This window comes from Alkalihalobacterium elongatum (assembly GCF_019024285.1).
GTDB classification, from domain to species: domain Bacteria; phylum Bacillota; class Bacilli; order Bacillales; family Bacillaceae_F; genus Alkalihalobacterium; species Alkalihalobacterium elongatum.
The window spans coordinates 15,816-39,373 of record NZ_WMKZ01000021.1 but is presented as its reverse complement, the minus strand read 5'-3'; the positions used below and the strand labels follow the sequence as shown (position 1 = coordinate 39,373).

Genomic DNA, 23,558 nt, shown 5'->3' with positions numbered 1-23,558 from the left:
GTGAGGGTATGGAAATTATTAAGGTGTTAGAAGCTGTAAAAAACTTCTTTAAAGAATATTTACTACCTGTACACAAAATTACAACAATCGAGGGCACAGATACTGGATGGAACGTGTTGGTTGAAGTCATAGAAGAAAAAGAATATATGAAATCACATGCGAAGGATCAAATGATTGGTGTATACCATGTCCAATTAAATCATCAGATGGAAATAGAGACTTTTAAAAGAAAATGTTTACGACCACGCAGTTCAATACCTAATGATTTATAAGGGAGGGTATAGTTTGGAACAGGCTAAAGGGAAGAACTTAGAAAAAATAATACTTTCCCCTCAATTAGAAAGTATTGTTCATAGGGCATTAACATATATGAGAGCTGGTTACCCTATACATTTTATGGGGCCAACAGGTGTAGGAAAAACAGAGCTTTCTTTTTATCTTGCCCATAAACTAAACCGCCCTTGTTCGTACATTCAGGGAAATCATGAACTAAGTAATATAGATTTACTAGGTGGGAGCACAGGTTTTAAACAGAAGAAAATCGTAGATAACTATATTCATACTGTTTATAAGTCAGAACAAGAGCAGAAGGAACTTTGGACGGATGGTCCATTACTAGACGCTGCTAAAAAAGGATCGTTGTTTATTTATGATGAATTCAACCGTTCAAAGCCTGAAACAAACAACCTATTATTATCTGTTCTTCAAGAGAGATCTTTAATTTTATATGGTAAAAAAGCGAAAGAAAAGCTAATATCGGTTCACCCCAACTTTTCCGTTGTATTTACTAGTAATCCAGAGGAATATACAGGGATATATAAAACGCAAGATGCACTTTTAGACCGAATGATCACTTTTCGCCTCCAGCATTATGATAATAAAACAGAAACTTTAATTGTCTCAAAGAAAACTGGCATCTCTAAAAAAGATGCTGAAGCGATCGTAAAAATTGTAAGCTATGCTCGGACGCTTTACAAAAGTAAGCATATCCAAGCTCCTAGTATTCGTTCCTCTTTAATGATCGCCACAATTGCACAAAAAAATCATATAAAAATAGATATTTCAAGTAAACATTTTTTGCTTCTTTGTGAGGATATATTATATACACCTATTTCCAAAGATGACCAAGTGGACCCAGAGGAGTTGTTATCGATATTAATTGAACATATTCGGGGGTGGGATTTTGAAAAATAAATCAGGGATCTATACGTTTTGTTCAATAAAAACGGAAGATCCAGCTACTTTTCAATCCGTAAAGATTGATCAAAAAGAAACAAAAGTTTATACCGTTCACTACAAAGATATTGCAATGGTTGTTGCCAAAGTTCCTCTTAAAATCTATACACCGAAAAAAGAAAATCTCCTCGCTCATCAATCTGTCATCTCAATTGTCATGAAAGAGTATGCCGTAATTCCTATAAGTTTTGGTAACGTTTTTAAATCAGAAGAAGATGTCATTATATTATTAAAAAAGCTTTATAAAGAGTTCAATGATATTTTTCCGAAAATCAAAAATAAATTTGAAGTTGGTCTTAAATTAATTGGGCAAAAAGGTTGGTTAAAGAAAGAAATTGAGCAAAATCCACAAATAATAAAACTAAAAAAAATCATCCAAGAAAAATCGAAAGACGCTGCGTACTATGATCGGATTAAGTTAGGGGAACTTACAAAGAATTTTTTTGATTCACTTCAAGAAGAAATTATTGAAGAGGTGTTTGTCCCCTTATCCAAACTGGCAGTATCATCAAAACAAAATAACATCGTTAATGAAAGAATGCTTTTAAATGCTGCTTTTTTGATAGACTTTGATGCCGAATCTGAATTCGATAATAAAGTAAACGAACTCTACCAAAAATGGGCTGGTAAAGTAGAGTTTAAATATACAGGACCATGGCCCCCTTATAATTTTATCAATATTAAATTAAAAGTTGAGGGATAGCGATGCTTCATAAACTATTTACTCTTCCCTTTAAAGCGGTTATTAAAGTGGGAGAAAAAATTAAAGAGGAAGCCGACCGAGAACTTTATGATCTTGATTATATCCAACAGGAATTGATCCAGTTACAAATGCTCTTAGAAATGGATGAAATTACAGAAGAGGAATTTCAAGACAAAGAAGAAGAGCTATTGCTGCGCTATGAAATCGCAATGGAAAGAGAACAGAGTAATGTGGAGGGAATAGAAGAATAGGAGGGCTCATATGACAGCTGAAATGAATAAGAACAGGCTGATTTATGTTTATGCATTAGTTCCATCGAATGAAAAAGGAAAAATCGAACTTGAGAACTTGATGGGGATAGACGGAAACAGTCGTATTTCACATAAAGAATTTGATCATATTACAGCTGTATTATGTGAATTAGACTCTAATGAATTTTCAATTGATAGTATTGAAAAAAATACACAAGATCCGCAATGGCTTACAGTAAAAGCAACCCACCACCATGAGATTGTAAATAATCTTCACAAAAGCTGCACTGTCGTTCCCTTAAAATTTTGTACGATTTATTCAAATGAAACTAGTTTAAAGCAAGAGTTACAGCAAAACCAAGAAGATATTTTAAAATTATTTACACGTTTCGAAAACTGTGATGGTTGGAATGTAAAAATCTATTGTCAAAAAGAAACATGGCTTGCTTTTTGGGAGGTACATGATAGGACGGTACTAAAAGAAAAAGAAAAAATCTCCCAAATGTCACCTGGAACTCAATTTCTAATGAAGAAGAAGTTAAAACAAAAATTAATCCATACAGTAGATAGTCATATAGAAAAAGTAATTCATCAATTTCATGAATTACTAATCAAAAATTCCACTCAATATACGTCTAAGAAAATATGGAATAAACAAGTAACTGGTAAGCAGGAAGAAATGGTTTGGAATGGTGTTTATTTAGTTGAAAATAACGACGATACTCTTAACGAAATTAAGAAAGTAATCAAACAATTTCAATTAAACTATGAAAAGCAAGGGTTAATGATTGAAATTACGGGTCCTTGGCCTCCCTATGACTTTCTGGACGTAGAGCGTGAGGGGTTAAAAATTGGATGAGTTGCGATTAAATTCAAATAAAGATATTAGTTTATTAGATATTCTAGATGCTGTACTCGATAAAGGTGTAACGATAAGTGGTGAAATTTTAATATCTGTTGCGGATATTGATCTTGTTTATGTCGATTTACGGTTACTTGTGACGGCTGTGGAGTCATTAAATAACCAAAAAGTAAGAGGAGAAACGATTATCTAAGGCTACGGAGGAATGAAAAATGGCTGCTGGATCGAATTTTTTACCTAGGGAAAAATTGAATTTTAACTCTGAAAAAATTGAACAAGGATTAGCAAAGCTCGTATTGACTGTGATCGAATTATTAAGACAGCTTGTCGAGCGTCAAGCCCTGCGTAGAGTAGAGGGTGGATCACTATCAGACCAACAAATTGAGGATTTAGGAGTAACATTGATGCAACTAGAGGAAAAGATGGAAGAATTAAAAAGTGCCTTCAATTTAGAGGGTGAGGATCTAAATATTGACCTCGGTCCTTTAGGGAATTTGCTTTAATTATAAGGAGGAGCATATGTCTATCCAACATTCGGCTCAATCGAGTAATGTCTTAGAAATATTAGAGAAGATACTAGATAAGGGTGTTGTAATCGCGGGCGATATTAAAGTTTCTTTAGCAGATGTTGAGTTATTAACGATAAAAATTCGGTTGATTGTAGCATCTGTAGATAAAGCTAAAGAGATTGGTTTAGATTGGTGGGAAAGTGATCCATATCTATCGACTAAAGCAAAATCATTAGAAGAGGAAAATCGCTTACTAAAACAAGAAATAATTCAATTGAAAGAAGGGGAAGTCCTTGAAGGAGCTAATGAAATGGATTAAGGCAGATTTAAAACACATCATTAATGATTTGCTTGAACACGGTAAATCGGTATCCATGGGGGAAATTGAAGACGATAAAAAAGGTTTGAAAAGTCAGTATGTTATAAAAGCTAAAGTCGGCCTAAATGAAAAAGATAAACTTTAGTCCCATATACTTATTTAGTTTGCCAAAAAACTTACTGTGCTACATCGGTAATTTTTCATTCTTTCAACATAAGAACTGGAATTTAGAAGATGTACCCAAACCATCCTTTGTTATTTGTTTATTCACTCAAACAAATAACAAAAGGTAGAGTGGAAGCGTTTCTACAATCGTGGGGACGCTTTTTGGATGTTTTATATTACTTTAACTAAAGGTGATAAACAATATGACATTTTTCATGTTAGTATAAATAGGTTGAAATATTACGATTACAGGAAAATAAATCTATAAGGCCTTTCATCGTAAATGGGAGTGAATTATACTGAACACACATCGCTTTTCAAATATACAGGTTTTAAGCCTTATCTCAGTTACCCTTTTAGGGGTGTTATTATCCGTAAGCTTTGATAAACCTTTAGTTATCGGGTTTTTACCAGGTTTTATTTATTTAGTTGTATTAGTAATACGTAAAGGAGTACCTTTAAAAATTCTTGGAGATATAAGTATGAAAGGTATTAAAAAAACACAAACAGTTATACTTATCTTGCTGTTAGTCAGTTTCGTTTTACCGTCCTGGTATATGTCAGGGACGATTAATCAATTAGTTTCCATTTCACTACATATTATTACACCCGAACATTTTTTCTTATTAACCTTTATCATTGCAATGTTTTTTTCAATGATTTTAGGTACATCCGTTGGAACGTTAAGTGCTGTTGGAATTCCAATAATGAGCAGCGCCTTAGCCATAAACCTTTCACCTGAAATTGTCGCTGGAGCACTCATTTCGGGAGCATTTGTCGGTGACCGAACATCGCCATTTTCAAGTTCTCATCAGCTGTTATCACATACAGTTGAGGTCTCGGGAAGAAAGCAGCTTCGTGCAATGTCGATCACAACAATTTTTGCTATCTTTATAGGAATGGTCTTTTATGGGATTTTAGATTATCAAAAGGAAGGAAAGGCTGACTATGTAACAGCTTTTAACTTGGAACAAGTATCATTAATTCAATTCCTTCCGCCGCTTATACTAATTGGTACGGTTATTTTTCGAAAAGGAATTATTTATGCTTTTGTTTCAAGTATCCTTGTCGCTTGCTTAATATCATTAGTACGAGGTAAGTCCATTTCTGATCTTATTAATTCATTGGTGTATGGGGTGGATGAAATGGGTGGCGGTCTTGCTAATATGTACTTACTATTGCTTTTTTTAGCGTTAGCAGGTGCCTATAATGGCTTTTTAGAGGAATTTAATATCATTCAACCTATATTAGATGGTTGGCTGATAAAGTCAACAACGTTAGTCGAAGACACTGTTAAAACCATAGCTGCGACATTTAGTATCTCTTTAATTGCAGCAAATCAAACACTACCGATTATTTTAACAGGTCGTACCTTCTTACCTCATTGGTCTAAAAACCAAACAAAAGAATCATTAACGAGAGTAATGGGGGACTCTACGATGTTGTTCCCGGGAATGATCCCATGGAGTGTACTAGCAATCATGTGTAGCACGATAGTTGGTGTCCCGATAATGGCCTATTTGCCTTACTCAATCTTTCTATGGGTGTTACCGATATTAACTATTATCGTATCTGTTGTGAAACAAAAACAGCAGGCAAGAGCAAATAACCTTACAGAGAAAAGAATTAACATTTCATAGCTTGACCAAAAATACGTTGGTGATAACTATAATGAACCATTCGGTTGGAGGATGGGCTACTTATCATCATTTGATGGATTAGAAATCCGAGGATTACTCGGTTTTCTTTTATTATGTTTAGATTATATAAAATAAATATAGGTGATCAAATAATGATCAACCTAGTTAAACTTAATCAGAATTATTTTCATCTTGAACATCTGCGATCCCATCAACATTAATATTAGCCGTTTCCTTTTTAAGACGAGCTTTTACCTGTTGCATTTCTGTAACCTGCTGTTTTGAAATTGAGACTTCGTTTAGTTTTACAGGGTGTTTATGAATTTCAATTTCTTCTTCGTTAAGTGGGATACGGTATTGCTCTTCGTCACCAGCTTCGATGACCATCTCTTGTCGACGAATGGGAACAGTTATTGTTTTCGTATCTTCAACGACTTCTTTATGAATTTTTACTTCGCCAGTTTGTACCCGGTCTTTTTTAATATCTAATTCTTCTTCACGGAGTTGTACCATTTGTTCTTCGGCATCGGAGGCTTTTGTTGTTCTTCTTGAAAATAGTGAATAAATAACTCCACCAACAATAGCACCGACAATAATTCCTGTAAAAATTGCAAAACCCATGACCCATCCAATTACACTTCCAATGATAGCTCCAATTAATACCGACTTGCCCATTGAGGACCTCCTGAATAACTTTCATTTAATTTACCCCAATTGCGGAGAAGTTAGGAAAAGGGGCTGACTATTATAGCCAGCCTCCTTCAATATTAACGGTCTTCGTTGATTACATCAGCATTACCATGTGTTTCTACGTCTGCTACTTCTTTATGAAGAACATCGCGAACTTGCCGTGTTTCTTCAACTGAACGTTTATGCGCAGATACCTCACCTGTTACGACTGTATGCTTGTCGACATCGATTTGTTCTGCAGTTACTGGAATGTGTACCGTTTCCTCATTTGTAATCCGTTCATCTGTCGGTTCGCGGTCTACAGCTCTTCTCTCAACAACGACCTGATCATGTGCAACTGGTACATTGACTGTTTGTTCTTCTTCAATAATATCTTTATGAAGAGTAACATCGCCCGTTTCTACTCGGCGCTTATCAATGTCTAATTCTTCTTCACGAAGGTCGAGGTGTGCACTTTCATTCGCGAACTCTGTATCTGTAACGCGGTCTACCTTACGAACTTCTTTTTCCTTTTGAGTTTTTTCTTCTTCATTTAACCAATCAAAAAAGCCCATGTAAAAACCCTCCTAGGAAATAGTGTGTTTAGACCAACTTACACGTAGTATATTAACCAAAAGAATAACAAACTATACGGTCTCTCATTGAATGGAGCAATTATGTAGATTATGAATTAGATGACAATAAAGAATGCTTTAATTTAAAAACAAACTAAAAAACAGCGCTTATGTAAACACTGTTTTTTAGACATCCTTCAATTAAGGTGAAACAGTTGGCTCCATAACGGTTAATGTATTTTCGGTCGTATTTAAATTAACTGTAGCTCCAATTGGAATCGCAGCCTTATAAAAACCATGACCAGTAGCCAAATTAGTCATTAAAGGCTTACCTAATGGGACGAGCCATTCATTAATTAAATCTTCATAAGATGTTCCGTAAGAAACGAGACAATTCGAACATTCACCCATAACAATACCGATGCAATCATCAAATTTTCCTGCCATTAAAAGTTGAGTAAAGTAGCGAAAAATCATCGTTGTCGGTGCATTAATTTCTTCAAGAAATAAAATTTTCCCTACAGTGTCTATTTCATAAGGAGTACCGAGTGTATTGACTAATGAAGCCAAGTTGCCCCCAATAATTGGCCCTGTTACATTACCTGGAACTAAACTAACTTGAGGCATATCTGGTGGATTTTCGATAACCCTAGGAGACGTAAGTGTAGAAGTAACTGCAAAAAATTGATTAAAATTATAAGTTGGTGTATCTGGTCGGAAATCGATAAGCATTAAACTATGGAAGGTCGTTAAATCACTAAATTGATACAAAGCATTAAGTAGCACAGTAATATCACTATAACCTGAAATAATTTTAGGATTTGCTTTTATTTCATCGAAATCAAGATACGGAAAGATCGTTTGAACAGAAGTGCCACCGCGAGTCGGTAAGATCATTTTTACATTAGGGTCCCTAAACATATTCATTAAGTCCTCCGCACGTTGCTCAGCAGGCGCAGCTGCAATGCCTTGCCAAGAATAAACGTGTCTCCCATAAGCTATATTGAACCCCATATTTTGCAGCGTTTCAATCCTTGAATTTGTAATATTCGCATCAAGAGGACTACCGAGTGTAACTAAGCCAATCGTATCTTCACTTTGTAAACGAGGTGGTTTTATTGACATATGATCCGCTCCTTGTCTTGCTAATTAAAAACAAGTCTTGCACGTATTAAAATACACCCTCTTAAACTAAACCGATTTATTTTCTCTCATTTTATGAAATGAATGATCCTATAATTACAAATTATTAGGCTCTATTTTTAAAGATTGCTGTTCTTTGGTTTTCGACGGTAAGAAAAAAGTATAGGACATTACCCAATTTTTAGGTTAAATCCCTAAGAATTTTGGTGGTTTTTGAATGTATAGATCAGGGTATAACCTGATTGGATATAAAATGTAATAATGTTACCTTTTGTATAGGGGAGTAAAACCAATATAGCTAGACTAGGAGAGTGAATGATGAGGGAGATATAAATAAACTTATCAGGAATTCCATCACCTCATGCCCTTCATCAAGTTACTTATTAACTGGGGGATCGCGGACCTCCTATAACATACCATAATAAATGGTAATGGAACCAATACATACAAATGGGTACCTAGTAACGGTGACAGGACTTTAAACGAACAATGAAGAAATTAAATTTCGGCTAGTTAATCACTTTTCCAAAGCAGACTAGCAATATGGAACAGAGGTTGCTGATAGATTAGGGTTGTCCGTTCTACAAAATGTTTGAAGTGAAACTTACTTTTTTTACTCTCCGTAAATCGTAGTATTGTCACCTAGCAACAAAGTTTAAGAAAACAGCCAAATTAAAATCACTTGGGGGAATTATCTATGAAAAAACTAAAATTATTCGTTACAGCAACCCTACTTATTGGGGCACTAGTAGCCTGTGGAACTGCTACACCAGAAGAAGAGGCACAAACACCAAATGAGGGTGAAGTTGTAGAAACACCAGGTGAAGGAGAGGATCAAGACTCGAATGAGGGTGTTGAAGAACCTGTAAACGATGATGAGGAAATGCTCTTGATACCTGAAATGAAAGAATTAGAAGTGGAAATTGAAGGGCAAGTTGAAAAGAGAGTTGCCCACTTACAAGTTAGTGACTTAAATTATTCGCTGTTTGCCCTTGAAGGCTACTCTTTAGTGTCTGAAGAACCAGGGAAAGATGTTTTATTGATGGACTATGATGATGAGTTTTTTGTTCGAATTGATCCACAAGGGAAGGGCGTAGATGCTCAAGAAATAAAAAATCATATTATCGAAAATTCCCAAGGAACAATTGACGAAGGATATAATGTTCCATTAGCAAATGTAGAGTATTCTATCCTTGAACTTGTCGAAGGCGGGGCAACAGCAATCGTTCATGTTGCAAAAGAGTACAATGGCAACTTGTATAAATTCACAATGTTCTTACCAAGTAAAGAAGCAGCTGAAGGAGCTGAACCAAGCTTCTGGGCAATGTTAGAAACAATTGCAGCTGGTGAATAAAGAAGGATAAACATAAACCGCATGAATGAAGCCATTCATGCGGTTATTTAACTTTAAAGGGAACAACCACCTCTATTAAGGGGTTATTTTTATGTTTTAAATCCAAATTGTGTAAAATAGCCCCTATGTATTACCCCTAACCTTCTCTTTCTACGAATCTACCAAACTTTTCTACTATCAACATTCAGTTGAATTGCTAACAGGTACTTTATTAGTTAACCAACGTTATCGGTTTGCTATCAAAACTACCAATCTAGGATTAACAATGGTTGGGGTGTTCGTGAAGCATCGAGACAATATCTCTATGAAATTGCAAACGCAGGATATAACCACCTAGGTGGAATTTATTACAGGGATGTTGTTGGGAAAATCATGGATCAGTGGGACTTACATCGACATGATATAGCTTCAACAGCAAATCAACAAGATCAAAATACAGTAAGAGAGATTTACCACACGGTTGTTTCAGGTGATACCATATGGAAACTGTCTCTTCTATTTGGAACAACGGTTCAGGCTATTAAACCGGCTAACAACTTGACTACCGATGTCCTTCTTGTTGGACAAGTTTTATTCATTCCAGTGTCTCAACCTGTTGCTGAACCTATTAAGGAACAAGCGATTGCTCAACCACAACCTGTTGCTATTCAACCCACTATACAACAACCGACAACTCAACCAATACCTGCAAAAACCACTGTCAAACCAGCAAAAGTTGGGACCCAAGTGATAGCAAGGGTTAACGTTAATGTCGCCAATATTCGAAGAAGTGCAACAACGAATTCTGCTATAGTTGGGAAAGTTCGTTCAGGTCAAAACATTACTATTCTTGGGCGTACAGGTAACTTCTATCGAATACAGTCAGGAAAAACACGTGGGTTTATACATGCAAATTTACTAACACTAAATCAAACTCTTTCAGCTAATGGTCAAATTGCGGTAGTAATTAATGGGAAAGTTGCTAATGTACAAGGTAATCCACTTTCACGAAATAAAACAGTTTATGTTCCACTAAAAGGCACGGTAGAAAACTTGAAGATGACTTATAGCTGGAGCAAAACAACAAACGCAATAACTGTTAGAGACACGAAAACAACGATAAATATGAACGTAAATAGTAAAAAAGCAAAAGTAAACAGAAAAAATATTACTCTTACTCGACACCCAGAAATCCTTCATTCTAGAGTTTACGTTTTAATTCGAACACTAAATGAAACTCTTTCAACAAAATCACATTGGAACTCCAAAAATAAAATTGTCGGATTCATAAATAAAGGTTTTGGTGCCAGGCACCTTTAATGCGCTGTTGCGCTAAAGGTGCCTGGCACCAAACATTAACAATTAATTATTTTCGTCTCACCAAATCCAAAGATAACAACTTTTGTTTTATGATCTTTTAATCGCTCTGCTAATTCTTGGTCAGCTCCAACCATCATCTCAACAATGGGGAACGCTTCTTTTAATTGCTTTAAAATATCACCTCTTACAGCTTCTTTTTCATTAGGAAATGTATGAACTGGAATGACTACGTCAACGTCTAATAAGTTGCGTACTGCATATTCTGCTTCTCTAGGACCCATGGTCAATACATCAGAGCAGGACAAGAGAGCAATTTGTGGTTGATATAAATCAGAAATAATTTTCATCTCTTGGGTTAAGCCCGTATCCCCAGAAACATAAATCGTTTTATCATTCGTAAATTCAAGTACATAGCCAGCAGCAACACCACCATACTTTGCTTGGTCAGATAACTCCGCGTACATGCTCGTATGTAAAGCAGGTACCATCGTAATGCTGACGTCATCTGTTTTTAATGTTCCGCTAAAGTTTAATGGCATAACATTTGGAAAACCCTCATTCATTAAGAGTAAGGCTAGTTCATATTGTGCGATAATTTGTACGTTTGGATTGTAGTCTTTAAATGCATTTACACCTTCTGTATGATCAAAATGAGCATGTGTTAATAAAACGACATCTATACTCTTCGTAAATTCTTCAGTAGCGAGATCCCCGCAGCCAGGATTCATTGAAAAAAACGGATCAATTAAATAGTTCTTACCACTTTGACTTTCCAATTTAAACATCGAATGACCTAAACGAGTAAATTTCAGAATTTCCAGCTCCTTTTTAATAAACTAATAAATATTTATAACATTGAGTCCTAAACTATTACTCTAATTGTCGCAAATTACTTTTTTCAATCGCTTGAAGGTCAAACCCGTTTTATGAATGCATATTTTAAAATATAATTAGAAAAATGCCATTTTTTAGGAGGGAAATCAATGTTAAAAAAACAAGATACAGCTTTTGTATTAGTTGATGTTCAGGGGAAGTTGGCAGAAATTGTTCATGATAGTGAAACAATGATCACTAATTTAAAGAAGTTAATACAAGGTCTAATCCTATTGGAAATTCCAATCATATGGGTAGAGCAATATCCAGAGGGCTTAGGTAAAACAACAGAAGAAATATCTCAACTTTTACTAGACCAAACGCCAATTCGAAAAATTACGTTTGACGCTTGTAAAACAAATGCATTTATAGAAGAAGTAAAGAAAAAAGGTCGAAGTCAGTTGTTGGTGGCTGGAATTGAAGCCCATGTTTGTGTTTATCAAACAGCCTATGGATTAAAGAAAATGGGGTATGAGGTCGAGGTTGTTACTGACGCAGTTTCTTCTAGAACATTAGTAAACAAGCAGATAGGGATAGAGAAAATGAAAGCTGCAGGAATTCAAATGACAGGTGTGTTGAAACAGCACTTTTCGAATTAATGGAAATCGCTGAAGGGGATGTATTTAAGAAAGTTATTAAGCTATTGAAATAAAGGTAGTATTACCAATGAGCTTAGATATTGTAGAGGATCTAACGATTGAGTGTACTTTTACATTAGAAGAAATACTGTTTAAAAAGTAACTCTCATGAACCCATCACATAACCCCAGATGAACAATGAAGGCTGATTTTTCCGAGCTTACTAACCGTAACATTACAACTTAGATAGGTTATAAGGGCAATTTAAGAAAAATGAATTTTGAAAAAGAGCCTAGAAATTAGAATACAGATGTCGTGAACTATTATCTGACAGGGGAACAAAGTAATATCTGTTAACATATTAAAGTTACCAATTTACAAAATCTAGCATATAATTTATTGTAAAACTAATTAATGGCTCTTTTTGTTTATTTTGTTGCATTTTACTGATTACCTTACGTATCTGTGAACAACCAAGCTTTCTCTTCACTTATCCAGTTTAAAAACAATCTTTAATAATTAATAAGAAAGAGCCTAATTTAATGAACGTAAGGGTGACCAAACAAAATGGTACTAAACCTATTTACGAAAGCAATCAATTGAAGACTACGCGTTTTTATCAGGATCTTTCCTGTTTATTTGTGTTGTCTTTAAACGGCGTTTTCATAATAGGATTGGATTTCAATAGTTGGACCTAAAGATGACCTTCGTTTCATTCGTTAAATTACGATGTAAATAGTTGAGATTACCAAGGAGGAGGGCAAACTATTTGAAGGAACGTACGATGATTATATTAATCAAAAAAACGCAAGAAAAACGAAGTTACCTTAAGAAGAACGACTCATCTGAGAAACGAAGCTATCAGAAGTCAGTCTTGAGCTTATTAAGCATCGAGCCATCTGCTGAATTAGAAAAACACTTTCAAGTAAAATGGTGCCAGGCACCTTTAGCGCAATAGCGGATTGAAGGTGCCTGGCACCAATATCTCTTTATAAAATAGATATTGACAACTTTGGTTTTGAGGAGTAAATTTATCTCCATAATAAATAACAAATTAATACCTAGTACCTTTTATTCGCTGAATCTATTACGAGCGGGGGAACCATTTTTGACATAGGAATATGTCTTGGGGTGAGTCTTATTTGAAATAAGAGGGGATACTCTCAGTCCCTAATCCGACAGCTAACCTCGTAAGCGTTACACTTCTATTAGAGAGAAGGGTCTATGGATAAGCCAAAGACCATTCTATTTGTGATGGTCTTTTTTGTATGGGTACAGAGGTAAGAGGAGAGTAGAGAAAAGTGAGAAAGCAGTTTGCAGTTATTGGTCTTGGAAGATTTGGGAGTAGTGTTTGTAGAGAATTATACAAATTAGGACATGACGTCTTAGCAATTGATATGAACGAGGAGAAAGTCAATAATTTGACGCAGTTTTCAACCCATAGTGTAATTGCAAATGGTACTGATGAGAACGCATTGCAATCGCTTGGGATACGTAATTTTGACTTTGTCAACGTAGCAATCGGTGACAACATTCAATCTAGTATTCTATGTACGTTAATTCTCAAAGAAATGGGAGTTACAAACGTTTGGGTTAAAGCACAGAATTACTATCATCACCGTGTCCTTGAGAAAATCGGTGCGGACCGGATCGTTCATCCAGAACAAGATATGGGTATTCGAATTGCTCAACATATTGTATCTGAAAAAATTATTGATTACATTGAACTGTCAGATGAATACAGCATAGTAGAATTAATCGCAACAGAAAAAGTATCAGGAAAATCACTAGCACAGCTAGATATTCGTGCTAAGTTTGGGTGTACGATCTTAGCTATTAAACGGGATAAAGATATCAATATTTCGCCATTTCCCTCTAGTTTGATCGAAGAAAAAGATATATTAATTGTTATCGGTCATAAGAATGATCTTAAAAGGTTTGAAGAAGAGGGGCTGTGATTAAAATGTCTACCTTCTTTTCTTCAAACCAAATGAGGGGGAAAGTGATACATCTTAGCCCTCCACAAATTTTAGCGTTAAGCTTTCTCGTTTTTATTGCTATCGGAACTATTTTATTAAAGTTACCTGTTGCATCAACGACCTACATCTCTTGGTTGGATGCCTTATTTACTGCAACATCTGCGATTACGGTTACAGGATTAGTGGTTGTTGATACAGGAACAGACTACACGGTGTTTGGGCAAGTGGTTATCATGTGTCTTATTCAACTAGGTGGTCTTGGTCTCATGACCTTTGCCGTACTGATTATCATGATGCTCGGTAAAAAGGTTGGGCTACAACAACGGATCCTAATTCAAGAAGCATTTAACCAAACTTCAATAGGTGGTTTAGTTCGCTTAATCAAAATCTTGATCATTTTTACATTCATTTTAGAAAGTATCGCTTTCGCCATACTTTCGTTAAGGTGGGTACCCGAGTACGGTTGGCAGGAAGGGATGTATCAAAGCCTGTTTCATACGATATCAGCCTTCAATAATGCTGGATTTTCGCTATGGCCTGACAGTCTCTCTGGTTATGTTGGAGACCCTGTCGTTAACCTAGTTATTACGGGCTTGTTCATCACAGGTGGTCTTGGTTTTACCGTATTAGCTGATTTATGGTATAAAAAGAATTTTCGACGACTGTCTTTACATTCGAAGCTAATGATTGTTGGAACAATTGGTACTAATATCATTGCAATGCTAGTTATTTTTGTTTTAGAGTATGCTAATCCACTAACATTAGGGAGTTTACCACTATCTGATAAGTTATGGGGTGCTTATTTCCAAGCAGTAACACCAAGAACCGCAGGATTTAATACATTAGAGATTGGTGATATGACAACCGCATCGATCTTACTAGTTTTATTATTAATGTTTATCGGAGCAGGTAGTGCATCAACAGCAAGTGGGATTAAACTAACCACGTTCTTAGTTATGGTATTAGCGACAATTACTTTTTTAAGGGGAAAAGGCGAAACGGTTGTATTTGATCGTACAATTAAACAACAAACGAAGATTAGAGCACTTGCGATTATTGTTATTAGTATATTGTTTATTTTTATGACGTTATTTATTTTGACTATTACTGAAAATGCACCATTCTTAATGATTGTTTTTGAAGTGTTTTCTGCTTTCGGAACGGTTGGGCTTTCGATGGGGTTAACTGGCGAACTAACTCCAATTGGAAAACAAGTCATTATTGTAATGATGTTTATCGGACGAATTGGACCTTTGACACTTGCGTTTACACTAGCGAGACCGAAAAAGTCGAATATCCGTTACCCTGATGAAGAAGTCTTCACTGGTTAAAAACAACGGTGCCAGGCACCTTTAATGCGCTGTTGCGTTAAAGGTGCCTGGCACCACATTTACTTTATTTTCTGGTAGGTTTCTTTATTGCAGATGATATATAGTTCTGCTTCTGCAGGAATTGGTTCTCCCAGCTTTGTTAAGATATTAAAGTCATTGCGGTCCGATATGAGATTTGCTCCTGCTTTTTTCAAGTCTTCAAAGGCGTCATTATACGTTTTCCATTTGTGATGTTTATTAATCTTCCATAAATCAACACCACTTTTCCTACTTAATAATTTCATTACGAGCTTACCAGACCCTTTATTTACAGCGGATTTTGCCATTAAGTCAGATAATGCCTCGTCAGCAAGGATAAATTCATCAACGTTGGCATGCTCAAACGTTGGAATGTGTTTTTCTTTAAGAATTTCAACTAGTGTATAGATTTCTTTGTTCATTTCTTTCGCATAACTTTCAATGGAAGAGACAATAATCAATGATTTACCGTCTGCTGCAATCGAGTCCATTACATTATCCTTTGTAAAGATTAGTACCGCCTTTGCATTGAGAACATTCGCTTTTTCTAATACCTCCTTGTCCGTGGGATCGCCTTGGACATAAAATAATGTATCCTCATCCATAGGAGATTTTGGCATCAGATCAATAAGTACAATTTTAGAATGATCATCGATTTCGAGTATTTCTTTCATCGTGTGCTTCGCTTTATTTGACCAACCTATAATTACATAGTGACCCGAACCTTTATATCTCAACTTGCCTTCCTCCTTTAATTTACGGTAAATCCCAAAACTTTCAACAATTTTTCCTATAACAATCCCAATTAATCCAATTCCAAAAAAATAAAGGAATAAGCCAAATACCTTTCCTAAAGTTGTATCAGGAACGAAGTCCCCATAACCAGTAGTTGTTACCGTCGTCATGACATACCAGAAGCCAATAAAAGGGGTAGGAAACATCTCAGGTTCAATCCAATGAATGATGAAAGAACTCATTACTAAAAAAACAATCGTGAAGATAAATAGGGTGAGTTTGCGAATTCTCACAACAACCTTCATTAATTCAAATATCATTAACATTTTTCTTTTACCATCCTTTCATAAGCAATTATTTCCTTAGATTTAAACCGATAATCCATCAATATTAAAAAGCCATAACTCTGCAAAAAAGAGTTATGGCTCTTAAAAATTATTTAGTTTAAGCCATTTCGTAAACACTTACGAACGTGGCCATGTACCTTACAAACCCATGTAACCCGATGATTTCTGCGATCTCTTCTTTTGTTGTTCCTTGCTCTTGAAGGATACGGAGTGTATCTCGGTCAACGTTTGCTGGATTAACAGCCAAGGTTTTTGCAAGTTTTGCAAGCAGAATTTGTTTTTCACTCATTCTGGAAGGGTAGTTCTCTTCTAGCAGTTCATCGAACTGCTGGCGGTTCCACCCGTAACGCTTTAAAATCATTAGATGAGCAACTAGTAGCTCTTGAATTCCAAGAGTGTGAGCTACGATGGATGCACAGATTCTTTTATCCTCATGGTCAGCAGCACCTGATTTAAACGTTTCACCAGCTAGCGCCCAAAGTCTTGGTAAAAGACCAGCGTCTGCTACCGCAAAATACGTTTTTGGTATAATCCCATAATATTCCTTAACCTCTTTTAGTACCCGCCTTGTTTTATCATCATAATGTTCCACGCGATCACAACCTTATAGTTTTTAGAATATTAAGAATTATAATAACACAACTTTATGCTTTTAGAATAGAAAAGTTGAATAAATTAACAGACATTTCACAAAAATGACTTAATACTTTAAAATCTAAAAAAGGTCAGAAGTTTATTTACATAAATGTAAATAAATTGGTAATTATAATGTTAATTAATAAGATATATAAAGTGAGGCCATCATGAAACGTAAACAAGAACAAGAACTATTTTTACTTTTAACGATCATATTTTCAACTGTGGGCTCTTTAAAACATTTACCGAAACATTTTAAGGAATTGGTATTCATTAGTTTTTTTAATGCTTTTTATTATTACATTTGCAAAAGGTACCTTCTGTGGGAGTTTAACCCCCATGGAATAAATTGGCGTGGCATCCGTCTCCTACATACATTTGTTACTACACCCTTAGTTGTCTTAGCGAATTTATCTCATTTTCCTAACACTTTTCCAAAACAAGTATATCACGTTCTAAAATGGACAATCATTTCAACTTATATAGAGCATTTGGCAGCAAAACAAAAATTAATTCGATTTAAACATGGATGGAATATCTACTGGTCAGCAGCGATCTACCTGAAAATGTATACATATAGTTATTTACATAAAAAAAATGCTTTATTAACATGGTTCTTATCTCTATGTACAGCTGTTTTTTATATTATAAAATTTAAGGTTCCTTTAAGAGCAAGACTTTTAAAAGGCCCGTTCACTTTTTTTATTAAACAAGATCCAAAATATAAGTGGACGAAAAATGAAATTTTAGATTATTTCGATATAAAATGAAAAGATTGAACTATTTTTCCAGCGACAGTCAGTAGTGATAGTCGCTATTTTTTAATTGGTTCTTTTCTAAATGATTGATGATTTAACGGCCCAATGGCAACAAATTTTACGTTAGCAACCTTTTAATTTAAATAAGCCAAATCAAAAAAAGTCTTTAACACAGAATTTAATTTATTTTATACTGTTTTCGTAGTGTAAACCATTGATTTCTAATTTTGAGAGTACTATCATAGAGAGAGTTGTTAATTTTCTATATAAGTATAATGAGATAGAGATACTTTCTTCTTAAAATGAGAATGTATGGGGTCTATATTGGAGGTTATAATGGAGAAACAATTGAAATCATACGATGTTGTCGTTGTAGGTGGAGGTCTGGCAGGATTAGCTGCTGCTGCATTTTTATCTTTTAACGGTAAGAAAGTAGCACTATTAGAGCGTGGTAAATTAGGTGGAAGAGCGGTTACCTTACCCATTAAAGGTTTTAATTTTAATTTTGGTGCTCATGCCATCTATGGAAGAGACACTTCGATTCTAAAAAAATTTGAAAATGAACTAAAACTAAATATACACTGGAAGGATTTTAATCCATATAAGGCTAGATATGACTCAGGTGAAGAACTTAGTCATGTCCCTTCAAATGTTCGAGGTCTTTTCAAAACTAAAATCCTTTCATCACCAGGTAAAGTCGTCTTTGCTTGGGAAGTTTTTAAGACGATGTTAAGCATTGATTCAGGGGTTCCACACCAATCAATCGGGAAATGGCTAGAAAAACAAAATATTGGTGAGGATGTCAAAAAAATGATGTTAACACTTGCATCTTCCAATTTCTTTACTAGTGAACCTGAACAAATTCCTTCAGAAGTATTTTTTCAATACTATAAACGAATCTTTACAACAAACAAGCCCGTTGCTTATATCGGTGGTGGTTGGCAATCATTAATCAATGAGTTTGTGCGCGTCATTAAGGAAAATGATGGAGAAATCTTTGAAAAAGCAAAAGTCACACACGCAGTAACAAATGAAAATAAAGTAATTCAAATTGTTAGTGGCGACGATATATACGAAGCGGAAGAATTTATTTTTGCAATCCCACCGAAAGAATTACTTAAAGTATTTAAAGAAACAGATATAGAAGATTGGCTAAGTCATTATGCGAAGTATAAACCTTCAAGTGTTTTTGTTTATGATATTGGTCTTTCTAAACGAGTTGAGAGCCCGTTCACGTATATTTATGACCGTAAAAATCAAATGTTTATTACAGATATTTCTTATTACGACGAAACCTGTACACCTGAAGGCGGACAACTTCTTCAAGCTGTAGCTTATTTGAAAGATGAAGATATTGGTAATACTGAAGCGTTGGATAAGTATAAGCAACAAATTGAAGCTCTGTATGATAAACACTTCGAAGGCTGGCGGGAAAATTTAGTTGTACCGCGTGTTTCTAAGAATGCTGTTGTTCAAGAAGTTAAATGGAATATGAACCAACAAGCAATGCCAATTTACTTCCCAGATTATCGTAATACGTTTTTTACTGGAGACTGGTGCCAAGGGCAAGGACAATTATCAGAATTATCCTTTTCTAGCGCATATGATGTATGTAAATTAATCATGAATAAATAATAAAAATAAACGACTAGCAAAGCACATAATATTGGAGTGCTTTGCTTTTTAATGATGCCAAAATGTATATAAATTATCACTCTTAATTCATAGTTGACAACTATGTTTAGTTAGAATAATATATTATTTAATAAATATATACGAAGCTGATTGGACAAACCAAAGGCTAATACTTCAGAGTAAATGGAGTGTTAGCCTTTTTTTAACTATAATTCATACTAAACTAATAGGTTTTGTTTAGATTGGTTGAGTTTTGTTGAAAGAGGATAAAAGAGCAGCTAGTAGTGGAGGCGAAAAAACAGATGACTTTTGAAATGGCATTCGTTATTTTTGTTGTAATTGGAATGTTAGTTTGTCTAATTCGAGAAGTTGCACGACCAGACTTTATTGTCGCTTGCTCATTAGCTGTTTTGTTATTAACAGGTATTTTATCACCAGCAGATGCATTAAAAGGATTTTCCAATGAAGGAATGTTAACAGTAGCGCTCCTATTTATAGTAGCGGGTGCCATTAAACAAAGTGGTGTTTTAAATAATATCGTTACAAGGTCATTAGGTTCGGGAAAGAGTGAACGAAGATCCTTATTGCAAATGATGGTACCTATCTCAAGTCTATCCGCGTTTTTAAATAATACGCCAATCGTCGTTATGTTTACTCCAGTCGTTCGAAAATGGTGTAAAGAGCGAAATATATCACCGTCAAAGTTTTTAATGCCATTATCATACGCAACGATATTTGGCGGTACGTTAACATTAATCGGTACATCTACAAATCTAGTCATTCATGGTTATATGCTTGAACAAGGATTTGCTGGATTTTCAATGTTCCAATTAGCGATTGTTAGTTTGCCAGCAGGTCTTCTTGGCATCCTGTATATGGTTACGATTGGCTATAAACTTTTACCTTCTCGTAAAACATCCGAGGAAACCTTTGGCGAGGATGTGAAAAAATATTTAGCGGAAGCAACTGTCGAATTACAGTCGCCACTAATCGGAAAAACAATTGAAGAAGCTGGACTAAGGAACTTAAGTGGTCTTTATCTAATTGAGCTTATTCGAAACGGGGAACGAACGACTTCTGTACCATCCTATAAGAAGTTAATGGCTGGGGACCACCTCATTTTTACAGGGATGTTGTCAACGATCGTTGATATACAAAACATCAAGGGCCTTAAGGTTGAGACAGGGACTTATTTAAAATTAGAGGATTTACAAAACGGAAGTGCGTCTCTTATCGAAGCCGTCATTTCGCATCAATCGTCTTTAATTCATAAAACGATAAAAGATAGTAAGTTTCGTAGCTTATATGGGGCTGGGGTAGTTGCAGTACATAGAAATGATGAGCGGATTAACGATAAGGTTGGTGACATAAAGTTAAAAGCTGGTGATACTTTATTACTTCTCTCAAATAAAGAATTCGAACCGAGATGGACAAATTCAAAAGATTTTTATTTACTATCTTCTCTAGAAGAACCAGAAATTGTTGATCCTAAAAAGTCAATTATTGCGCTTAGTACCTTGTTAACTATGATACTACTTGCTGCTTTTAATATTTTTCCAATGTTTAAAGCTGCTGTATTAGCAGTCGTTGTGTTGTTTTTAACGAAAACGATAACCATTAGTAGTGCTAAAAAATATATCCAGTTCGATGTATTACTGTTGATTGCTTGCGCTATTGGAATTGGTACAGCACTTGAACAAACAGGAGCTGCCGCTTGGATTGCTAACCATTTTGTTCAGCTCACAAAGGGAGCGGGTATCATCGGTGCAATTGCCGTCGTTTATTTACTAACAACTGTTTTTACTGAAGTCATTACGAATAATGCTGCAGCGGTACTTATGGTCCCAATATCTCTGGCAATTGCTACACAATTAGCAGTTGACCCTATGGCATTTTTTGTTGCAATTGCAATTGCAGCATCAGCTAGCTTTGCTACACCTATTGGATATCAGGCGAACTTAATCGTTTATGGTCCAGGAGGCTATCGTTTTTCAGACTTTTTAAAGGTGGGTATACCACTGAATATTTTATATTTAATAGTAACAGTCATTATTGTGTACTTTGTTTGGATTGTTTAACAGAAAGCTGAAGAGACCCTAAAAAAAACAGACTATTGAGTCACAAAAATTTAGAGGTGGATGATGAAAATATCAAGTAAGGGTGAATATTCATTACGAGCGTTAATTACATTAGGAGAAAATGAAAAAAAGGTGATGACAGTTACAGAAATTAGTGATTTAACATTAGTACCAACACCCTATTTAGAAAAGCTATTGATGCAACTGAAACAATTAGGTTATATCACGAGTCGCAGAGGTTTCGGTGGAGGCTATCGACTAAGAGTTAATCCAAGCGAAATATGTATTGGCGAAGTCATTCGAAAAATTGAAGGACCCTTAGCGCCAATGGGATGTGTCAGTATTACTTCCTATGAAGCATGCAGTTTAGAAGGAAATTGTCGACTGCAACCGTTGTGGGGACTTGTTCGTAATTCTGTTTCTCATATATTAGAAAATATCACACTTGAAGACCTCCTTAACAACCAAGTGAATACCAAAGAAGAACTACTTAGTGAATTATGGGGGAAACGGAAATGATAGAAGGCAAGTAGTACATTGGATTCTCTCAACATTTGATGGGAACCTATGATATTATTATAATATTAATGGTGGATACCATTTAGTAGGAGGAACAAATGTACAGAACAGTAGATTTATTCGCAGGAATTGGCGGGATTCGTAGAGGCTTTGAGCTTACGAATCAATTCGAAACGGTTCTTGCAGCAGAAATAGATAAATACGCATGTGAAACTTATAAACATTTATATGGAGATGATCCGTTTAATGATGTTACAAGTGAAGAGTTTAAAGAAAAAGTAACAAGGATCGATTATGATGTTTTGTTAGGTGGTTTTCCTTGCCAAGCGTTTAGTATCGCAGGTAAAAAAGAAGGATTTATGGATAAAACAAGAGGAACATTATTTTTTGATATAGCCGATATTTTAAAGCGAACTCGTCCAAAAGCTTTTCTATTAGAAAATGTAGAAGGATTACTGCGACATAAAAAAGGAGATACATTTGAGACAATCTTAAAAGTATTGGTACAAGAATTGAATTACACTGTTATTGGAGTACGTGAAAATTCTCTTGTACCTGAAGAACTCGAATATAACTCTAAAGATTTTCTCGTTAACTCGAAAGATTTTGGATTACCACAAAATCGTCCACGAGTATACATTATAGGCTTCGATAAAAACAGATATGGTTCACTTACTACAGACCTTGCCATGAAAGAGCTGCCGAAAAAACGCCCTGGTGAACCAATGTATAAAGATTTAAACGACTTATTAGAGTTTAATGCCAATCAGGAATATTACTTAGCTTCTGGTTACTTACAAACACTTAAAGACCATAAAAACCGTCATAGAGGAAAAGGAAACGGCTATGGTTATATAGTTGTTAATGAAAAAGGTATCAAAAATCCAATTTCTAACGCTCTCTTAGCAACAGGTGGTTCTGGAAAAGAACGAAACTTAGTTTATGACCCGCAAGATGGAATTGGAGGAACAGTTGTTAAAGGAAAACAAACTCCGCTGAATGATGAAGGAATTCGAATGATGACACCAAGAGAGTGGGGGAAGTTACAAGGATTTATCAATTATGGGTTTGTGAAAGACGGTGTAGATCAATTCTCATTCCCGTCTAAAATAAGCAAAGCTCAACAATACAAGCAATTCGGAAATTCAGTAACAATCCCTGTAATCGAAGTGATGGCAAAAGAAATTGGCAATACACTCGATAAATTAGAGGCGGCAATACAGACAAAAACTTCCAATGATATAAAAACGGAAGTAATGTCATGAATACTAGAGAGAGATAATGAATGTCTCTCTCTTTTTTTGTATTACTATAGCTTTTACTGAGATAGGGTAAAGGTTAGTGAC

Annotated in this window: 27 protein-coding genes and 1 riboswitch; of the genes, 21 read left to right on the top strand and 6 right to left on the bottom strand. The window is 35.2% G+C overall.

The features are described from left to right. The first annotated feature begins 8 nt into the window (after positions 1–8). From gvpO to GKP30_RS17085, 10 genes are all read left to right on the top strand, one after another. A complete protein-coding gene (gvpO, locus tag GKP30_RS17130; protein ID WP_216830686.1) occupies positions 9–272 on the top strand; it encodes a gas vesicle protein GvpO in 264 nt (87 codons plus the stop codon). 13 nt (positions 273–285) lie between these two features. Then, positions 286–1,194, top strand: a complete 909-nt coding sequence (gvpN, locus tag GKP30_RS17125; protein WP_216830685.1) for a gas vesicle protein GvpN — start codon at positions 286–288, stop codon at positions 1,192–1,194. Further along, positions 1,184–1,939: a GvpL/GvpF family gas vesicle protein gene (locus GKP30_RS17120; protein ID WP_216830684.1), complete on the top strand. Its 756-nt coding sequence runs from the start codon at positions 1,184–1,186 to the stop codon at positions 1,937–1,939. Before gvpN ends, GKP30_RS17120 begins: the two co-directional genes overlap by 11 nt. A 2-nt stretch (positions 1,940–1,941) precedes the next feature. Beyond that, the gene (locus GKP30_RS17115) at positions 1,942–2,190 is read left to right on the top strand and encodes a gas vesicle protein GvpG (RefSeq protein WP_216830683.1); all 249 of its coding nucleotides are present in this window, start codon (positions 1,942–1,944) and stop codon (positions 2,188–2,190) included. Positions 2,191–2,200: 10 nt separating this feature from the next. Further along, a complete protein-coding gene (locus GKP30_RS17110) occupies positions 2,201–3,049 on the top strand; it encodes a GvpL/GvpF family gas vesicle protein (protein WP_216830682.1) in 849 nt (282 codons plus the stop codon). Continuing rightward, complete coding sequence (locus tag GKP30_RS17105) at positions 3,042–3,245, top strand: gas vesicle protein (RefSeq protein WP_216830681.1); 204 nt, start codon at positions 3,042–3,044, stop codon at positions 3,243–3,245. The genes GKP30_RS17110 and GKP30_RS17105 overlap by 8 nt, the downstream gene beginning before the upstream one ends. Before the next feature lie 19 nt (positions 3,246–3,264). Beyond that, the gene (locus tag GKP30_RS17100; RefSeq protein ID WP_216830680.1) at positions 3,265–3,555 is read left to right on the top strand and encodes a gas vesicle protein K; all 291 of its coding nucleotides are present in this window, start codon (positions 3,265–3,267) and stop codon (positions 3,553–3,555) included. Between the two features lie 16 nt (positions 3,556–3,571). Then, positions 3,572–3,880, top strand: a complete 309-nt coding sequence (locus GKP30_RS17095; protein ID WP_216830679.1) for a gas vesicle protein — start codon at positions 3,572–3,574, stop codon at positions 3,878–3,880. Further along, positions 3,867–4,025: a hypothetical protein gene (locus GKP30_RS17090; protein WP_216830678.1), complete on the top strand. Its 159-nt coding sequence runs from the start codon at positions 3,867–3,869 to the stop codon at positions 4,023–4,025. Before GKP30_RS17095 ends, GKP30_RS17090 begins: the two co-directional genes overlap by 14 nt. A gap of 313 nt (positions 4,026–4,338) precedes the next feature. Continuing rightward, on the top strand, positions 4,339–5,685 hold the full coding sequence (locus GKP30_RS17085) for a Na+/H+ antiporter NhaC family protein (RefSeq protein WP_328703179.1): 1,347 nt from the start codon (positions 4,339–4,341) through the stop codon (positions 5,683–5,685). A gap of 171 nt (positions 5,686–5,856) precedes the next feature. Here GKP30_RS17085 and GKP30_RS17080 read toward each other — a convergent pair whose 3' ends face one another. The 3 genes from GKP30_RS17080 to GKP30_RS17070 all read right to left on the bottom strand — a co-directional run bounded on the left by GKP30_RS17080 (position 5,857) and on the right by GKP30_RS17070 (position 8,054). Then, positions 5,857–6,360: a YsnF/AvaK domain-containing protein gene (locus tag GKP30_RS17080; protein ID WP_216830677.1), complete on the bottom strand. Its 504-nt coding sequence runs from the start codon at positions 6,358–6,360 to the stop codon at positions 5,857–5,859. A 92-nt stretch (positions 6,361–6,452) separates the two neighbouring features. Beyond that, positions 6,453–6,929, bottom strand: coding sequence for a YsnF/AvaK domain-containing protein (locus GKP30_RS17075; protein WP_216830676.1), 477 nt, complete (start codon positions 6,927–6,929; stop codon positions 6,453–6,455). Positions 6,930–7,130: 201 nt separating this feature from the next. Next, positions 7,131–8,054, bottom strand: a complete 924-nt coding sequence (locus GKP30_RS17070) for a S66 peptidase family protein (RefSeq protein WP_216830675.1) — start codon at positions 8,052–8,054, stop codon at positions 7,131–7,133. Positions 8,055–8,769: 715 nt separating this feature from the next. On the opposite strand from GKP30_RS17070, the gene GKP30_RS17065 reads away from it, so the two are divergent. Next, positions 8,770–9,426: a hypothetical protein gene (locus tag GKP30_RS17065; RefSeq protein WP_216830674.1), complete on the top strand. Its 657-nt coding sequence runs from the start codon at positions 8,770–8,772 to the stop codon at positions 9,424–9,426. 372 nt (positions 9,427–9,798) lie between these two features. Then, a complete protein-coding gene (locus GKP30_RS17060; RefSeq protein ID WP_216830673.1) occupies positions 9,799–10,725 on the top strand; it encodes a stalk domain-containing protein in 927 nt (308 codons plus the stop codon). 35 nt (positions 10,726–10,760) lie between these two features. Here GKP30_RS17060 and GKP30_RS17055 read toward each other — a convergent pair whose 3' ends face one another. After that, a complete protein-coding gene (locus GKP30_RS17055; RefSeq protein ID WP_268884696.1) occupies positions 10,761–11,537 on the bottom strand; it encodes a metal-dependent hydrolase in 777 nt (258 codons plus the stop codon). A 171-nt stretch (positions 11,538–11,708) separates the two neighbouring features. On the opposite strand from GKP30_RS17055, the gene GKP30_RS17050 reads away from it, so the two are divergent. The 4 genes from GKP30_RS17050 (at position 11,709) to GKP30_RS17035 (ending at position 15,486) form a co-directional block, all read left to right on the top strand. Next, the gene (locus GKP30_RS17050; protein ID WP_236035160.1) at positions 11,709–12,197 is read left to right on the top strand and encodes an isochorismatase family protein; all 489 of its coding nucleotides are present in this window, start codon (positions 11,709–11,711) and stop codon (positions 12,195–12,197) included. Positions 12,198–12,945: 748 nt separating this feature from the next. Continuing rightward, positions 12,946–13,134: a hypothetical protein gene (locus GKP30_RS17045; RefSeq protein WP_216830671.1), complete on the top strand. Its 189-nt coding sequence runs from the start codon at positions 12,946–12,948 to the stop codon at positions 13,132–13,134. Positions 13,135–13,242: 108 nt separating this feature from the next. Then, positions 13,243–13,388, top strand: a riboswitch (cyclic di-AMP (ydaO/yuaA leader). 89 nt (positions 13,389–13,477) lie between these two features. Then, positions 13,478–14,134 (top strand): potassium channel family protein, encoded by a 657-nt coding sequence (locus GKP30_RS17040; RefSeq protein WP_216830670.1) that lies wholly within the window; start codon positions 13,478–13,480, stop codon positions 14,132–14,134. Between the two features lie 5 nt (positions 14,135–14,139). Further along, a complete protein-coding gene (locus GKP30_RS17035) occupies positions 14,140–15,486 on the top strand; it encodes a TrkH family potassium uptake protein (RefSeq protein ID WP_407928633.1) in 1,347 nt (448 codons plus the stop codon). A gap of 59 nt (positions 15,487–15,545) precedes the next feature. Here GKP30_RS17035 and GKP30_RS17030 read toward each other — a convergent pair whose 3' ends face one another. Next, positions 15,546–16,565 carry a potassium channel family protein gene (locus GKP30_RS17030; protein WP_216830669.1) on the bottom strand — a complete coding sequence of 340 codons (1,020 nt, stop codon included), beginning with the start codon at positions 16,563–16,565 and terminating at the stop codon, positions 15,546–15,548. 118 nt (positions 16,566–16,683) lie between these two features. Next, on the bottom strand, positions 16,684–17,178 hold the full coding sequence (locus tag GKP30_RS17025) for a hypothetical protein (protein ID WP_216830668.1): 495 nt from the start codon (positions 17,176–17,178) through the stop codon (positions 16,684–16,686). 211 nt (positions 17,179–17,389) lie between these two features. On the opposite strand from GKP30_RS17025, the gene GKP30_RS17020 reads away from it, so the two are divergent. From GKP30_RS17020 to GKP30_RS17000, 5 genes are all read left to right on the top strand, one after another. Further along, positions 17,390–17,992, top strand: coding sequence for a CBO0543 family protein (locus GKP30_RS17020; protein ID WP_216830667.1), 603 nt, complete (start codon positions 17,390–17,392; stop codon positions 17,990–17,992). A 324-nt stretch (positions 17,993–18,316) separates the two neighbouring features. Continuing rightward, complete coding sequence (locus GKP30_RS17015; protein WP_216830666.1) at positions 18,317–19,615, top strand: FAD-dependent oxidoreductase; 1,299 nt, start codon at positions 18,317–18,319, stop codon at positions 19,613–19,615. A 302-nt stretch (positions 19,616–19,917) separates the two neighbouring features. Beyond that, positions 19,918–21,693 (top strand): SLC13 family permease, encoded by a 1,776-nt coding sequence (locus GKP30_RS17010; RefSeq protein WP_216830665.1) that lies wholly within the window; start codon positions 19,918–19,920, stop codon positions 21,691–21,693. Between the two features lie 60 nt (positions 21,694–21,753). Beyond that, on the top strand, positions 21,754–22,212 hold the full coding sequence (locus GKP30_RS17005) for an RrF2 family transcriptional regulator (protein ID WP_328703177.1): 459 nt from the start codon (positions 21,754–21,756) through the stop codon (positions 22,210–22,212). A 98-nt stretch (positions 22,213–22,310) separates the two neighbouring features. Then, the gene (locus GKP30_RS17000; protein ID WP_216830664.1) at positions 22,311–23,477 is read left to right on the top strand and encodes a DNA cytosine methyltransferase; all 1,167 of its coding nucleotides are present in this window, start codon (positions 22,311–22,313) and stop codon (positions 23,475–23,477) included. Positions 23,478–23,558 lie beyond the last annotated feature (81 nt).